Below are 14863 nucleotides of genomic sequence, written 5' to 3' on the forward strand. Positions count from 1 at the left end.
TTAAGTAGAATAGGAGGATTTCAATGAAAACAAAGTTCAATTTTTTACTCGTGCTCTCTTTGATCATGGCCGTCTTTTTAAGCGGCTGCGGCTTCAGCGACTCGAAGAAGAATGATGGCGAAAAAACAGGCGAAAAGGAAGGTAAAGAAAAGGTTGTCAACTTGAGCCTTTCCAATGATATCCCTGACTTGAACCAAGTGTTGACGACGGACGGGATTTCATTCTCCGTGTTAAACAACGTAATGGAGGGGCTTTACCGTTTGGATGAAAACAACGAACCGCAGCCCGCTATGGCGGAAGATGTAGATGTGTCCGACGACAAATTGACGTATACATTCCACCTGCGCGAAGGCATTAAATGGAGCAACGGAGACCCTGTCACTTCTGAAGACTTCAAATACTCTTGGTTGCGGGCAATGCACCCTGATACGGCGGGCGCATATTCCAACATCCTATCCGATTATATTGTAGGCGGACAGGAATTTGTGGATGGCGAGGCTGACGCATCAACAGTTGCAATTGAAACTCCCGACGAGAAAACGCTTGTTGTCACTCTTAAAACACCGACACCATTTTTCCTTGGTTTAACGGCTTTCGTAACGTATTTCCCGTTGAACGAAAAATTCATTAACGAAGTCGGCGAAGATAAATTCGCATTAAAAGCGGATGCGATTTTGTATAACGGACCGTACGTTATGACTGAATACAATCAAGCTCAAGGCGTTACGTTAGTGAAGAACAAAGAGTATTGGGATGTTGACAATGTAGATGTCGACAAAGTTACGATGAAAGTCATCAAAGAACAAAGCACTGCATTGAACCTATATGAAGCAGGCGAATTAGATCGTGTTTACTTGGCGTCTTCTGACGTTGATTCCTACAAGGACAGCGAGGAATTCGGCACCGAAACGGAATTCATCTCCTGGTATTTACAGTTCAACTTCCTTGAAAAACCATTTGACAATGTCAATATCCGGAAAGCTTTCCAACTAGCATATGACGCGGAGACATTGACAAAAACTGTTCTGAACAACGGCTCAGCCCCTGCCTACGGACTAGTCGCAGCAGGCGTATATGGCAATGGCGATAAAACATTCCGTGAGTTGAGCGGAGACCACGTGAAAATGGACGTCGCAAAGGCAAAAGAATACTTGGAGAAAGGAATCGCCGAAGTCGGCGAACTTCCACCGCTTAAAATTTTGACTGCAGACGATACGATTGCAAAAGACACAGCGATCTTCCTCCAAAGTGAATTCAAAAAGAATCTAGGCATCGACGTGCAAATCGATACAAAACCGTACAGCGGCCGCTTGGATGCAATGAGAGCGAACGAATTCCAAATGGGTATTTCACGTTGGGGCGCGGACTATAACGATGCGATGGATATTTTAAGCCTTTGGATCGGAGAACCGTTAAGAGGACTTCGCGGGAACTACTTCAACGAGGAATATAAGAAGCTGATCGACGACGCACTTGTCGAAGCGGATGAAAACAAACGCCTTCAAATGTTGATTGATGCAGAGAAATTAATGCTCGTCGATGACGGCACATTAGGGCCGTTATACTTCGAAGGAAAAGCATTCTTGCAAAAGCCGAACGTCAAAGGTGTCATCATCCACCCGTATGGCGCTTCCATAGAATTAAAGACGATTAAAGTAGACGAATAATCCACTCACCCGCTTAGATGGCTAAGCGGGTTTTTCTTATTCATTCCGTTATAATTATAGAATAAAGAAACCTTTACATAGGAGGACTGAATATGAAAATCCTCGTAATCGAAGACAATGAAAGTGTATCTTCCATGATTGAACTGTTTTTTGAAAAGGAAGGGATTTACGGCGAGTTCGTGAAAGACGGACTCCAAGGCTATGAACGGGCTGTCTCGGGAATTTGGGATTGTCTGATTATCGACTGGATGCTGCCTGGGATGGATGGTGTGACAATCTGTCGAAAGTTGCGAAAAGCCGAAGTTGCAGTGCCGATTATCATGCTGACAGCGAAAAATAGTGAATCCGACCAGGTTCTTGGACTTGAGATGGGTGCGGATGATTATGTAACAAAGCCGTTCAGTCCGCTTGCGCTCATGGCACGCATTAAAGCTGTTACACGCAGGTATTTGATCGCGAAAGAGGATCGTGTTGATGTCGTCACACTGAAAACGAAGCACTTTACTATTAATACCGCTACCCGTGAAGTGTTCTTGGACAGCAAGCCGGTACCGAATTTAACGCCGAAGGAATTCGATCTGCTCCATTTTTTCATTCAACATCCAAAGCAGGTGTTTTCGCGCGAGCAGCTACTAGATCGAGTGTGGGGCTATGACTTTTACGGCGATGACCGGACAGTCGATGTGCATATCAAGCGATTGAGGTCGAAGGTGTCAAAGCCGGATCAGCCATTTTTCCATACAGTATGGGGCGTAGGCTACCGATTCGACGAAACGACTGGTGAGCAGGAATGAAGATCAAATACTTCTATCAGCAACTCGCAAGCCATTTCAGTGTTATCATCATCGCTTTTCTCATCCTGAGCCTGCTGTTCTCCCATTTCGTCGAGCAGTTTGTCTATGACAATAAAACGGAAGAGCTCGCCTCCTACGGACAATCGATATTGACGGATATCGAGCAGGACCAACGTAATTCCCGGTCCATTTTGAAATCATACGGATATGTATTGGAGAGCAGGGATATCCAATACAGCTTATTCGATGAAAAGTCCGTCATCATTTATTCGACCGGACTGAAAACGCCTTTAATTGAACTGAATGAGGAAGAGTGGCGGGAATTGCAAAACGGGAAAACGGTCACTGTGAAACAGGAATTCAAACGGTTCGAACAGGCGGTCACGTTCGTCCTCCTCCCCTATTTCCATAGGAAGCAGTTTGTCGGCGGTGTCTTATTAACCTCCCCGATCAAAGGATCCCGGGAAGTGATTTCGCAGATGAACAGCTATTTGATCTACACAACGGTCATTGCGCTCGCGATTGCATTATTATTGAGCGGATTGCTGTCGACTTTCCACGGCCGGCGCATCAATCGGCTTCGTTCTGCGACTGCGAATGTGGCGCAAGGCGATTATTCCGTACGGATTCCGACCGCGGGCGTCGATGAAATTGGAGAGCTTGCGGGGGACTTCAACAGGATGGTCGAGAAGCTTGAAACGTCAGCAGAGGAGATCGAAAACCTTGAAAACCGCCGCCGGCAATTCATGGCGGATGTGTCGCACGAACTCCGAACGCCTCTTACAACAATCCGCGGCATCATCGAAGGTTTGCGCAATGATATGATCTCGGAATCGGAAAAGAAGCGTGGCCTGCAACTAGCAAGCAGCGAAACGATGCGCCTCATCCGCCTTGTGAATGAAAATCTCGACTACGAAAAGATCCGTTCGAATCAAGTGACATTGGTGAAACAGGAGATCCAACTTGGTGAACTGCTCGCAATCATTGAGGAGCAACTTGAGGATACCGCTGCCGAACGCGGCGATAAAATCGTTGTAGACGTTAGGAAGGAAGTTTCTGTCTTCGCCGATTATGACCGGCTCACCCAGGTGTTAATTAATATCGCGAAAAACAGCATCCAATTCACGAAAAACGGAACGATTTGGCTCCGGGGATATACGTCGAAGGAGAAGACGGTCATCGAAATCGAGGATACCGGAATCGGAATGGATGCTGGGGAAGTCGAGAAGATTTGGAGCCGTTTCTACAAGGCAATCGACTCACGGACGACGAATCCATATGGCGAATTCGGACTCGGGTTATCGATTGTGAAGCAGCTGGTGACCATGCACGGTGGAACGATTGCAGTCGAGAGTGAGAAAGGTGAAGGGACGAAATTCAGGATTGAGTTGCCGGGTGAGGTTGCGTGCGAGGAATAATGGAGTCTTTGATTAGATAAATGGACCCTGGATGCGAAAGAATGGGCCCTTGCCAGTTCAACCAACTTTAACCTTGTTGTCACCGGCAGGGTAAGCCATGTAAAATGTTCAGTTTTGTTCGTGAAATGTAGAAAGGTCTGTCAACCGGCTCCCCGCCGATTGACAGACCTTTTTCACGCAAGTTTTTCCAATAATTCACATAGTTATGAATGAAAGTCTTCCACTCTATGGTACGATACAAGTAACTTAATGAAACTATCGAGGTGTTTCTATGAACTTCATTGCTTGGATAATTGTTGCGTGTGAAATCGGATTTTGGGTCGTTATCGCAGCCGGACTCATCACAAGATATATATTCAATCGAAAACAGCTCGGTTTATTCTTTCTAGCCTTAACCCCAGTCATTGATTTGCTTTTGCTCATTGTCACAGCGAACGATCTATACAACGGCGCAACCGCCACGCAAGTCCATGCAATCGCCGCCATCTACCTCGGCGTTTCAATCGCTTATGGAAAAAGCATGATCCGCTGGGCGGACGAACGGTTTTTGTATTACATCAAAAAACAAGGCCCGAAACCTGTCCGTAAACATGGCCTTGCCTATGCCAAACACTCCATGAAAGGTTCCTTGCAGCATGTGCTCGCATTCATTATCGGCGGAGCGTTCCTTTTCCTGATGATTTATCTAATCGACGACCCGTCCAAAACCGAAGCCTTATCCGGTATGTTGAAAGTTTGGGCGCTCGTCCTGGGAATCGATTTCGCCATCTCTGTTTCGTACTTCATATGGCAACGACCGCAAAAAACAGGATAATCGCAAAAAAGCCGGTCCAATAAAGAGGAGCGGCTTCCTATTACATTACCACTGCATATAATTCTACCCAAAAACGCATAAAGTTTTCTAAAAGCTCATAAATCTCTCCAGAAACGCATAACGCCCGATAAAAGTCCATAACCCCCGATAATCACGCATAAAAAGCATTATTCACGCATAAATCCGAAAAACCGACCCCTACTGGATCGGTTTTTTCATGTTAAAAATTCTTACGATACCATTCCGCTGCCGCATCCACTTCCGTCCGCGTCAACGAATGTCCGTTCATTTCCCAATGGACTTCCGTCGAAGCACCCGCACCCGCTAACAGCTCTTGCAGATCGATTGTCTCCTGCGCCGGACAGATCGGGTCATTCTTCCCTGCGGCAATAAACACCGGAAGGTCCGCCATATCGGGCAGCTGGATCCCCCGCCTCGGTACCATCGGATGATGCAAGATAGCCCCTTTTAACGAATTCGCATAATGGAACAACAGGCTCGCCGCAATATTTGCCCCGTTCGAATAGCCAACAGCGACAATATTCGACCTATCAAATCCATGCTCTTCCGCCGATTCGTCGAGAAATAAATGAAGTTCCTTCGTTCGGAAAATCAAGTCCTCCTCATCAAAAACGCCTTCCGCAAGTCGCCGGAAAAACCGGGGCATCCCGTTTTCCAGCACATTCCCCCGCACGCTCAGTACGGAGGCTTCCGGGTCTATCAATCCTGCAAGCGGTAATAAATCCTCTTCGGTTCCACCTGTTCCATGCAATAAAAGAAGAGTCGGTTTTGACGGGTCGGTTCCTTGCTTGTAAATATGCTTCATGATTTCTCCCCCTTGATTCATTGTATATCTAACTAGAATTTAGTATCCTAAATCACATATCTTGAATTCAAGGTAATGGTAACAGAACAACTTCCCACTGTCAAAAGGGCTGTTTCATTCAAAACTAGAGCAACGCCAATAATGATATGCGATTGCTTCAGACATGAAGCCAAGTCCTCTGCTTTCGACTTGTAGGATGGGCTGCCACTCCTCTCCTCTTCCTCTCATCAAATAGATTTCGTGATGGGGAGCAGGGTCGAAATAACCCGACATATCATATGTGCCATGCCTTCTAAACACAGCATTCACTTCATAGTCGATTTTCGGCGCGGTCGTCAGCGGATTACCGACAGAATGCTCCAATACAAAACCGCTTTCCCCTTTACGGTGGTCGGTCCTCTTCATCGTTATCCCATCAGCTGAAGCTTTCGCTTTTTCCCTGAAGCGCTTCAGATGATCGTAGGCGACTGTTGGTCCTACTTCTTTCGAAAACTTCATCGGCTCACCTTTCTCGTCGTAAGCCAGCTCAATATCGACGCGTGTTCGAAAGCCGTTTCCATTCGGATCAAATCCCCTTTGGTCACCTTCAAAAAAATGATTCGGTGACAGTGGATTCGGATTTCGTATCCACTTATCCGCGAGGAACGTCGTATAGCGGAATTTCCACCGATCAATGTTTTCCACTTCCTGTTCACGTTCATTGACCGGCCTCAGCAATTTGGAGGGCTTGCCGATTGACTTGATTGTCGTAAACGTTTCAACTGCCGATTCTGATGTGGAAGTAGCTGGATTCAACAAGCCGAATAAATTGGATACAGCCGATTTAACCGACGTCAGCATCTCCTCGGATTTTTTCAGTGGGCGTCTGGAACGGATCGTGTAGACGTATGTTTGGTCCACGTCAATATCACGGTCGATATATCTGGTCTTATCTACTTTCCCCATAAACTCCCCATTCCGGTACACTTCATATTCATCGACTTCTTTAATCCCCTCCCATGCCAGGGCGATTTGCGTTCTCGCGACGATTGTCGTCATGACTAGCGACTGCAAAGGGTTTTCAATATTTTTCTCTTCGGCGAATGCCGAGGTTTGCATCGCGATAACATCGACGACTTGATTGTTTTCCACGCGCTCAATCATATAGTGATATAGCTTGCCATGTTTGAAGTCACCATCCTGGAATTCCGGTACGGATCCTTCATACAAATGCTCGCCGTCTTTGTACACGTTGTAAAATCCACCAACATCATTCCATGTGAATGAAATCAGGTCATGCTCATGCTTCACTGATTTGATTTCAAATAGCATACGGACCGCCTCCTATTTTCATTTTGCTGCATTGACAGATCGCCTAAACATTTGACGGCTTTTTATTGTCAATGCCCTTGTTGCCGAATCGCGAAACAATCGCCGACAGGGGTCTTAAGTCCCTATTTGGCGATAAATGCGTTTATTCAATAGATAATTTTCCATATTCAATAGATAACTCGCTGGATCCGATAGATAACTCTACATATTCAATAGATAAAGCTTGGATAGCATAAAAAAATCCCTTCGCGTCATAACGAAAGGAGCATAAATTACTATCCAGCAGCCAAACATCATAGAAGGGCCTCTTCCTTCCATATCCGTTCCACTTGCGCACCGTTATCGGTCACATGCACACGAAACACATCTGGATTCGTCAACGCCTGCCACTCCTGGAAACCGATCCGTTCGTCATAACATCTCAACAGCAATGTCATTAGATTCCCATGTGTGACGAGCACGGTTTTCGAACCGTCCGGCAGTTCATCTACGACTTTACAGACGCGCTCCATCGCTTCATGGGATGACTCTCCGCCTTCATATTTTAAATGGAAATCAAGAAAAGAATCTTCCAATTTTAATAGCCAATCTTCAAATGCATGTGAACTCAATGTTCGTTCCGCCAATCGGCTGTCCTCTTCGATATGGATCTTCTTTCTATCCGCAATTGGTTCTGCAGTCCTCCGGGCACGGATGAACGGGCTTGAAATGACTCGCTCCACTGCCAGCTCATCAAAAAACTCAGCAAGCTTCTCCGACTGGACGATGCCTTCCGCAGTCAAATCCGCATGCGGTGACTGACCTTCCGCTGAACAATGGCGCACAATATAAATCACCTTTTCCAATTCAACCACCTCCATTCCTGTTTTTCCCTTGGTTGCATCAAAGAAAACATTGTTGCTCTTTTCTAAATACTAACACTTCATGTAAGGGAATAAAAAGCACATTACATGGAACTCTAATAGCATGGAGGTGGAGATAATGAAGATTTCGAAAAAAGTTACTGAAGCAGGAACCGATATCGAAGAAGTGAAACGGCAAAATGCTAACTCGGGGTTGACCTATAACCAAGTGAAAGAAGTTCTTGCCCGCACCGGTGGCATAGGAACTGCGCAATACAGCGACACCGATCCGGCGCAAATTCGAAAAGCGAACGAGCCTCCAGAATGAAAAAACCGGTTCCCATGACGGGAACCGATTTTTCACTTCATATAACGATTGAGGAAATGACCGACCTTCACTTTATATGTCTCCCCGGCAAGCGCAAAGGCTTCGCCATGGTTTGCGTTAGGGACGAGGAATATTTCACTGTCGCTCGAAGTGTTCCGTTCCAATTCCCCCGCCATTTCCGTCGGCACGAACGTATCGTTCATTCCATGGATATAAAATACCGGTACGCTCGTTTTCTTCACTTGCTTCAGAGCGCTAGCTTCCCTGAATGAATAACCGGCACGGACTTTCGTCATAGCGCTTGTGCTATCCAACAATGGAAAAGCCGGCAGATGGAACATCCGATTCATCTGGTAGGTGAATAATTGGTATACGGATTGGTAGGGACTGTCTGCAATGATGGCTTTCACTTGACGCGGAAGGCCTTCCTCGCCGCTCGCCATTAACACTGTCGCCGCCCCCATCGATAATCCATGGTAGGCCACTTCCGACTTCGGTCCAAGCCTTTGCACCAACAGATTCGTCCAATCGATGAGATCGAGCCGATCCGGCCATCCGAATCCGTAATAATCACCTTCACTTTTTCCATGCCCCCGCGCATCCGGCATGAAGATGTTGTAGCCAAGATCATTATGATAATATTGTCCGAAAAGACCCATCTGTTTTGCGTGGCCTAAATAGCCATGCGGCAAAATGACAAGTTTGTTTGTCGGCTTCGCGGCGGGTAAATAGTAGCCTGATAGCTTCAGTCCATCCCGTGAAGTCAGATGTAGCGTTTCGAACTTCTGGGCGGCGACCCATTTCTTCCAATCCCCTTTCAAATAAAGATCCAATGTCTGATCGGACACTTCCAAATCGGCATTTCCCTGTAAGTACTCTTTCGGTCCGCGCTTGACTGCAAGTTCAAAGAAAAAGAAGCTGCCCGCAATCTGTATGACTAGGAAGACGGTTGACAAAATAACCAATAATTTCTTCCAATTTATTTTAATTGTTCTCATTCCCTCTTATAGTCTCTCGGCAGTTAACTGCCTGCTCTTATTATATCGGATAATAGTTACGTTTATATATATAATTTAATAGTTCTTTAAATTACCATTTTGAAATGATTGTTTAACTCAAATTCCACGGGGTACCGATTACCATACTTGAAGTCTATGTGAAGCAGGTGATCTGCATGAAATTATTTACAATCGGTCATTCCACTCATACGAAAGAGGAATTCCTGAAACTGCTGCGTGATGGGGAGATTACTATGCTTATTGACGTGCGCGCCTTCCCCGGAAGTCGGAAATTCCCTCATTTCCACGAAGATCGGATGAAGGAATGGCTGCCGGAAAACGGCATTGATTATAAGACTATGAAATCGTTAGGCGGACGCAGAAATAAATCGAAAGTGGTCGATGATGAGGTGAATGCTGCATGGAATAATCAATCCTTCCATAACTACGCAGATTATACATTGCAACCTGAATTCCGGGAGGGGATGGAACAGTTAAAAGAGGAAGCTGTATCTAAAAGAGTCGCAATTTGTTGCTCGGAACGCCATCCCGCCCGGTGCCACCGTTTAGTAATCAGCAATTGGCTTGCGTTGAATGGATGGACGGTATGCCACATAATAGACGGTCCAAAAGGCGAAACTCTCATCGAGCAGCATGAACCCGGCAAATGGGGGGCATCGCCGAAACACAATACAGATGGAACAGTAACGTATCCAGAAACGCATTAAAAAAGCCGCGACTGATTGCAGGGGGGTTGCAATCAATCGTGGCCTTTTCATTATTGGTCTTTTTTACGATTTTTATTCTCATCTTCTTTAGCAGCTTTGTCGGCACTTTTAAATTCCTTTGCATATAACACTTCTTGGGTAGAACTCAAGCCGTTGTTTTTTTCGGTGAACCTTTCATGCGGCTCCTTTTTCTGATTCATAGAAAAATGCTCCTTTCCGTCAATCTACAATCAGTTTTCCCGGACCGCTGAAATTTAACCGATTGATTTTATCGTGCTGATTGTACAGGAATTTCAATGTTATAATTTATCGGCTTCATATGATGCATTCCTTTAATTCTCAAATATTCAGGTGTCGTTTCCGATGAAAATACCAATGTACGTACCTTCAAAATCCTTCCGTCATGAAACTTTTCAAAGTCTTGCCTAACGGTTGTTTCGAGCGGAGAGGAATTTCCCTGGCCCTCAATTGTAACGCCATCGAAGAGGACATCATCATTAGAAGCAATTGTAATTTCGATTCCGTCTTCCGTTTTCATTACATCCCTTACCCAAATATCCTCGCCCTTTATCACGTACGGTTGTTCATTTATCGGGGTAAGCGGAATGTTTTCATCGACGCTTGTATAACCGACGAATTCCTTAACAATTAGCTCCAAGGAATCCAATTTCTTAGGCAGTCCGTCAAAACGCAAATCGAAGTTTGTGCCACCTAGCGCTGATCTGGTACCGCCACCTACCATTTCAACTGACTTTCCGTTCGCAAGCAACTCTATTTTTTCAAAAGGAAGGCTGACCCGGCTAAGATTCTCGACATTCACTTTCCCTTTAATTATTGTTAATGAAGGAGTGGCTGTTATTGTTTTGAATGTAATTGTCCCTTTGTCGACTTTCACTTTTTTCCTGATTTTCTGCTGGATTTCGGTTTGCATTGCTTTGTTTGGATCATAGGGGAATGAAATAGTTCCTTCTATCAATTTTCCTTCCTGAGTCCACTTCGAAAATTCCAATGTTAACTTCTTCGCAAATGGGCTGACTGGTTCAAATGACATTTGCCCTTTGATTTCGGATTTCTCCTCATTAAGTATGGACATTCCGCCTCCTTGGTGTGAGTTTGTCAGAAAACCTGTAATTGTCATGAATGGAATATCTTCAGTTTCCTTTGTATTTGCTAAGGTATAATAAAGGATCAACTGATTGGCATCCGTCATAATGCCATCTACAGTAAATTCCGTTCCATCTTCAAGTAAAACACTCTTCCCTATTGTCTGCCCCATTCCTTCTTCATTCAGCTCGGCAAGTGTCCCGCTCATCACTTCATCGAACCCCATTATTTTCTTCCCGTAATAGGCAAACCCATTATAGTTATAGCCGACAAAAGATAAGAATAAGAGGGCAACTACTGCGATCGGCCATTTGGGCTTCAGCTTCTGTTTAACAGGAGCAGTTTCCAGCGCTTGCCTGAGCCGCCCTTCCAACTCATCAGGTGCTGTTACAGTGTCCAACTGTTTCTTCCGTTCAAGTAGTTCTTTTTCGATATCACTCATTAATCTCACCCCTATACTGTTCCTTTATTTTCTTCAAACCTTGAAAGACTCTGGACTTTGCGGTACCGACCGAAACATTCATCATTACGGCAATCGTTTCGTAATCCAAGTCGTGAATGTATTTCAATTGGATCGCTTCTTTCTGGTGTTCACTCACAAATTTCAACATCTCTTTGATTTCCATTTGCTGTTCGCTTTGCAGGTATGGATTGTGGGTGGAATCATACGGTTCCCAATCATCCAGCAATACAACCTTGCCCTGCTTCTTCAACATTTGCTTGCAGCGATTCACCAAAATGGTTTTGCTCCAGCTATAAAAGGATTCTTCCTTTTTTAATTGGCCCATTTTTTCATACAAACTGACGATCATTTCTTCCATCGCATCCATAGCATCGTGCGAGTTTCCCATATATGAAAGAGCTAGACGATAATAATCATCCTGCTGCGCCATAATCAATTCCAACAACGCTTCTTTATGCCCCTTTTTCGCTTTTTTCACTAACCGAACGACCTTCACGACCTCACCTCTCCCCTATAAGAGTCATCATACCGCTAAAAAGTTCATTTCTCTTGGAAAGAAAAAACTTAATCGAAAACGGCACACCCGTCATGGTTGTCCGCGACGGAATCGCGTATAGTAAGAACAGGTGATAATATGAAAACAAAAATATATATAGACAATAAAACATTTGTTGCTGGAACGACTTTGAAGGATGAACGTCGGCCGGAGCATAATAATATGGCTTTTCATGCAAGTGAGAAGCCCGAATCCGTCATCGAAAACCGGAAGCGATTGGCGGATTCCCTACAACGTGAGCTGACGGATTTCGTCAGCGCTAGTCAAACGCATAGTGCGAATTTCCATAAGGTGACGGTTGCCGATAAGGGGCGCGGCGCTGAGGTTGGAGCGACCGCCATTCCGGATACAGATGCACTTTACACCATTGAACCAAATGTTCTGCTCTGCAGCTTCACGGCAGATTGCGTACCCGTCATTTTTTGGAATGAAGCGAACGGCCTCATCGGTGTAATCCATTCCGGCTGGCAAGGAACCGTCAAGGAAATCACGTTGAAAATGTTTGACCATTTGAAAAAAGTTGAAGGGTGCAAGCCTGGAGATTTTCACGTGCAAATCGGAATGGCGTTAAGTCAGGAGAAATTCGAAGTGGATGAGGATGTCTATGTAAAGTTCAAGGCGCTCGGGTATGCGGATGAATACATGTATTTCAATGAGACTACGAATAAATACCATATCGACAACCAAAAAACCGTGAAGAAGCAACTCGAGCTAGCGGGTATTCCACCCGAACGGATCACTCTTGATCGGACATGCACCTACATAAGCCCCGATGGTTTCTCGTATCGCCAAGATAAGAAAGCGGGAAGGCATCTGAGCTTTGTTATGAGAAACGGCAAATGACTCAATAGCTTATAAAGCCGAGTATAAATAGAAGTACCCGTCCTGCATGTAATGCGCTGGACGGGTATTTTTGCATTGCTACCATGCACTCACTGAACTTTGATTTGTCCAAATTACATATTTTTGCTATCAGAAGAATCGAGTGCGGCAAGTGGCTCGATTTCTACAATTAGGTCGGAATTTCGTATCAAATATATTGTTTCTTCGGTTGCGCGAAGTGACCCTTTTTCTGCTTGTGCAACGGCGATTGCGGGATGTTGCCCGCACTCTGCTTGTGACCCGCCGATTTCGTGAAGTTACTTTCAATTTGTTTCGGCCACACCTGTCACATGACATAAACGGACTAGTACTTTGGCGGCGGGAAGTATTTCGAACTCGGCTTGTGTGTTTCCGATTTTCCGAAGTGTTTCGTACTCTGCTTGTGCGTTTGCGATTTTCCGAAGTATTTCGTACTCTGCTTGTGCGTTTGCGATTTTCCGAAGTATTTCGCACTCTGCTTGTGCGTTTACGATTTTCCGAAGTATTTCGCACTCTGCTTGTGCGTTTACGATTTTTCGAAGTATTTCGCACTCTGCTTGTGCGTTTACGATTTTTATGTTTGTGGTTCCAGAATGCTCCCCAAACATCGTTTATACGGCGGTGATTGTGGGATGTTACCCGAACCCTGCTCGTGCGGTGGCGTTTTCGTGAAGTTACCCGAACTCTGCTTGTATGACGGCGATTGCGGGAAGTTGCCCGAACTCTGCTCGTTCTACGTTTTTTCCGTGATGTCCTATTGTTGCTTCGAGGATCTTGAAACATAAAGTCATCAAGCCCCAAACGACTGACCTTTTCTCTCGCTCTTTGTATTTCATTTTCAAAAAAGAGTGACATGTCCAAACCTCCCCTCTCATGATGTAGAGAAAAAAACCGTGTGTTTCACGCTTTCATTCCTCTTCTTAAAGTACGTTGCATATTTGACAGGGGTTGAGTTAAGTGCACAACTTACGATAAATAATGTATGGAAACATCTTTCATAATTATTCATAGAAATAGAATAATGAATGAAGGAGTGGGGTTTTATGGGAACTATCGAGAAATTACCTGAGTATCGACTTTTTATACACCCTTTGGATTTGATTGAACTCCGAAAAGATATTTGGATTGATGATCCTGTTTCTGCAAAGCTCACGATTCATGGAAAAAAATACGAAGTAGACATCGCTTATCGTGGATCCCATATCCGTGACTTCCCTAAAAAGTCATACCATGTCTCTTTCTATAAACCTTCAACTTATCGAAATGCTAAAGCATTACATTTAAATGCAGAATTCAAGGATCCATCATTGATTAGAAATAAACTTTCCTTTGATTTCTTCAATGAAATTGGTTGCCTCGCACCACAAGCACGGTTTGTCTTTTTGAAAGTGAATGGAAGAAATGAAGGAGTGTACTTGGAATTGGAATCAGTCGACGATCGATTCCTTGCAAACCGAAAATTGCCGGCCGGTTCTATTTTTTATGGAGTCGACGGGGATGCTAATTTTTCCTTAATGAGCGACTTGGACAAAGAAGTGAAGAAATCACTTACGTTCGGATATGAACAACAATGTGGGGCAGAGGAAGATGCACAGCATTTACAAAAAATGATCATAGACATTAATACGATTCCAAGGGAAGACTTTGAAAAGGAAATTGTGGACTATATAAATGTGGATAAGTATTTACGTTGGCTCGCCGGTGTCGTTTTCACTCAGAATTTCGATGGATTTGTCCATAATTATGCACTTTACCGGAACAAGGAGAGTGGATTGTATGAAATCATCCCTTGGGATTACGATGCGACATGGGGGCGGGACGTGAATGGCGAGGAAATGGAAAGTGATTATTTACGAATTACAGGCTTCAATACACTGACAGCTAGGATTCTTGATGTAAAAAACTTTCGGAGCCAATATAAAAGCTTAGTAAAGGATATTTTAAGCAATCAATTCACTGTGGAATATTTGAAACCGAAAATACAAAGAATGCATGCATCGCTTCGCCCTTATCTATTATTGGATCCGTATAAAATGGACAGTATTGATCTCTTTGACAGAGAACCCGACTACATCTTTAATTTTATCGAAGAACGATCTGCATTTATTAAACAAGAGATAGATACGTTGTAGATGAAAAATCCACGCGCCCCT

Annotated in this window: 15 protein-coding genes; 8 read left to right on the plus strand and 7 right to left on the minus strand. The window is 44.5% G+C overall.

The window, feature by feature from the left end:
* Positions 1-23: 23 nt before the first annotated feature.
* The 4 genes from M3152_RS12785 to M3152_RS12800 all read left to right on the plus strand — a co-directional run bounded on the left by M3152_RS12785 (position 24) and on the right by M3152_RS12800 (position 4693).
* On the plus strand, positions 24-1667 hold the full coding sequence (locus M3152_RS12785; RefSeq protein WP_251695563.1) for a peptide ABC transporter substrate-binding protein: 1644 nt from the start codon (positions 24-26) through the stop codon (positions 1665-1667).
* Positions 1668-1759: 92 nt separating this feature from the next.
* Positions 1760-2461 carry a response regulator transcription factor gene (locus M3152_RS12790; RefSeq protein WP_251695564.1) on the plus strand — a complete coding sequence of 234 codons (702 nt, stop codon included), beginning with the start codon at positions 1760-1762 and terminating at the stop codon, positions 2459-2461.
* Positions 2458-3879: a HAMP domain-containing sensor histidine kinase gene (locus tag M3152_RS12795; RefSeq protein WP_251695565.1), complete on the plus strand. Its 1422-nt coding sequence runs from the start codon at positions 2458-2460 to the stop codon at positions 3877-3879. Before M3152_RS12790 ends, M3152_RS12795 begins: the two co-directional genes overlap by 4 nt.
* Before the next feature lie 271 nt (positions 3880-4150).
* Entirely contained in the window at positions 4151-4693 is a 543-nt protein-coding gene (locus M3152_RS12800; RefSeq protein WP_251695566.1) for a hypothetical protein, read from the plus strand.
* Between the two features lie 220 nt (positions 4694-4913).
* On the opposite strand, the gene M3152_RS12805 is transcribed toward M3152_RS12800, so the two are convergent.
* The 3 genes from M3152_RS12805 to M3152_RS12815 form a co-directional block, all read right to left on the minus strand.
* Positions 4914-5519, minus strand: coding sequence for an alpha/beta hydrolase (locus tag M3152_RS12805; protein ID WP_251695567.1), 606 nt, complete (start codon positions 5517-5519; stop codon positions 4914-4916).
* A gap of 114 nt (positions 5520-5633) precedes the next feature.
* The gene (locus tag M3152_RS12810; RefSeq protein WP_251695568.1) at positions 5634-6830 is read right to left on the minus strand and encodes a DUF3238 domain-containing protein; all 1197 of its coding nucleotides are present in this window, start codon (positions 6828-6830) and stop codon (positions 5634-5636) included.
* Between the two features lie 293 nt (positions 6831-7123).
* Entirely contained in the window at positions 7124-7666 is a 543-nt protein-coding gene (locus M3152_RS12815) for a histidine phosphatase family protein (protein WP_251695903.1), read from the minus strand.
* Between the two features lie 145 nt (positions 7667-7811).
* On the opposite strand from M3152_RS12815, the gene M3152_RS12820 reads away from it, so the two are divergent.
* Positions 7812-8000, plus strand: coding sequence for a gamma-type small acid-soluble spore protein (locus M3152_RS12820; RefSeq protein WP_251695569.1), 189 nt, complete (start codon positions 7812-7814; stop codon positions 7998-8000).
* 32 nt (positions 8001-8032) lie between these two features.
* On the opposite strand, the gene M3152_RS12825 is transcribed toward M3152_RS12820, so the two are convergent.
* Positions 8033-8998 (minus strand): alpha/beta hydrolase, encoded by a 966-nt coding sequence (locus tag M3152_RS12825; RefSeq protein ID WP_251695570.1) that lies wholly within the window; start codon positions 8996-8998, stop codon positions 8033-8035.
* Positions 8999-9174: 176 nt separating this feature from the next.
* Between M3152_RS12825 and M3152_RS12830 the strand changes: the two genes are divergently transcribed.
* Positions 9175-9726 carry a DUF488 domain-containing protein gene (locus tag M3152_RS12830; protein ID WP_251695571.1) on the plus strand — a complete coding sequence of 184 codons (552 nt, stop codon included), beginning with the start codon at positions 9175-9177 and terminating at the stop codon, positions 9724-9726.
* Positions 9727-9776: 50 nt separating this feature from the next.
* On the opposite strand, the gene M3152_RS12835 is transcribed toward M3152_RS12830, so the two are convergent.
* From M3152_RS12835 to M3152_RS12845, 3 genes are all read right to left on the minus strand, one after another.
* The gene (locus tag M3152_RS12835; protein WP_251695572.1) at positions 9777-9926 is read right to left on the minus strand and encodes a YfhE family protein; all 150 of its coding nucleotides are present in this window, start codon (positions 9924-9926) and stop codon (positions 9777-9779) included.
* 68 nt (positions 9927-9994) lie between these two features.
* Complete coding sequence (locus M3152_RS12840) at positions 9995-11272, minus strand: DUF4179 domain-containing protein (protein WP_251695573.1); 1278 nt, start codon at positions 11270-11272, stop codon at positions 9995-9997.
* A complete protein-coding gene (locus M3152_RS12845; RefSeq protein ID WP_251695574.1) occupies positions 11265-11789 on the minus strand; it encodes an RNA polymerase sigma factor in 525 nt (174 codons plus the stop codon). Before M3152_RS12845 ends, M3152_RS12840 begins: the two co-directional genes overlap by 8 nt.
* Positions 11790-11927: 138 nt before the next feature.
* Here M3152_RS12845 and pgeF point away from each other — a divergent pair, with 138 nt between their 5' ends.
* Both pgeF and M3152_RS12855 read left to right on the plus strand, forming a co-directional pair.
* Positions 11928-12692 (plus strand): peptidoglycan editing factor PgeF, encoded by a 765-nt coding sequence (gene pgeF, locus M3152_RS12850; protein WP_251695575.1) that lies wholly within the window; start codon positions 11928-11930, stop codon positions 12690-12692.
* A 1061-nt stretch (positions 12693-13753) separates the two neighbouring features.
* Entirely contained in the window at positions 13754-14842 is a 1089-nt protein-coding gene (locus M3152_RS12855) for a CotH kinase family protein (protein ID WP_251695576.1), read from the plus strand.
* Positions 14843-14863: the final 21 nt, after the last annotated feature.

It is taken from the genome of Sporosarcina luteola, assembly GCF_023715245.1.
In the GTDB taxonomy this organism is placed as follows: Bacteria; Bacillota; Bacilli; order Bacillales_A; family Planococcaceae; genus Sporosarcina; species Sporosarcina luteola_C.

What these genes read in the sequence shown, in the direction of transcription:
- M3152_RS12785 (WP_251695563.1), top strand. Translation starts at nt 24, where the DNA reads ATGAAAACAAAGTTCAATTTTTTACTCGTGCTCTCTTTGATCATGGCC.
- M3152_RS12790 (WP_251695564.1), top strand. Translation starts at nt 1,760, where the DNA reads ATGAAAATCCTCGTAATCGAAGACAATGAAAGTGTATCTTCCATGATT.
- M3152_RS12795 (WP_251695565.1), top strand. Translation starts at nt 2,458, where the DNA reads ATGAAGATCAAATACTTCTATCAGCAACTCGCAAGCCATTTCAGTGTT.
- M3152_RS12800 (WP_251695566.1), top strand. Translation starts at nt 4,151, where the DNA reads ATGAACTTCATTGCTTGGATAATTGTTGCGTGTGAAATCGGATTTTGG.
- M3152_RS12805 (WP_251695567.1), bottom strand. Translation starts at nt 5,519, where the DNA reads ATGAAGCATATTTACAAGCAAGGAACCGACCCGTCAAAACCGACTCTT.
- M3152_RS12810 (WP_251695568.1), bottom strand. Translation starts at nt 6,830, where the DNA reads ATGCTATTTGAAATCAAATCAGTGAAGCATGAGCATGACCTGATTTCA.
- M3152_RS12820 (WP_251695569.1), top strand. Translation starts at nt 7,812, where the DNA reads ATGAAGATTTCGAAAAAAGTTACTGAAGCAGGAACCGATATCGAAGAA.
- M3152_RS12825 (WP_251695570.1), bottom strand. Translation starts at nt 8,998, where the DNA reads ATGAGAACAATTAAAATAAATTGGAAGAAATTATTGGTTATTTTGTCA.
- M3152_RS12830 (WP_251695571.1), top strand. Translation starts at nt 9,175, where the DNA reads ATGAAATTATTTACAATCGGTCATTCCACTCATACGAAAGAGGAATTC.
- M3152_RS12835 (WP_251695572.1), bottom strand. Translation starts at nt 9,926, where the DNA reads ATGAATCAGAAAAAGGAGCCGCATGAAAGGTTCACCGAAAAAAACAAC.
- M3152_RS12840 (WP_251695573.1), bottom strand. Translation starts at nt 11,272, where the DNA reads ATGAGTGATATCGAAAAAGAACTACTTGAACGGAAGAAACAGTTGGAC.
- pgeF (WP_251695575.1), top strand. Translation starts at nt 11,928, where the DNA reads ATGAAAACAAAAATATATATAGACAATAAAACATTTGTTGCTGGAACG.
- M3152_RS12855 (WP_251695576.1), top strand. Translation starts at nt 13,754, where the DNA reads ATGGGAACTATCGAGAAATTACCTGAGTATCGACTTTTTATACACCCT.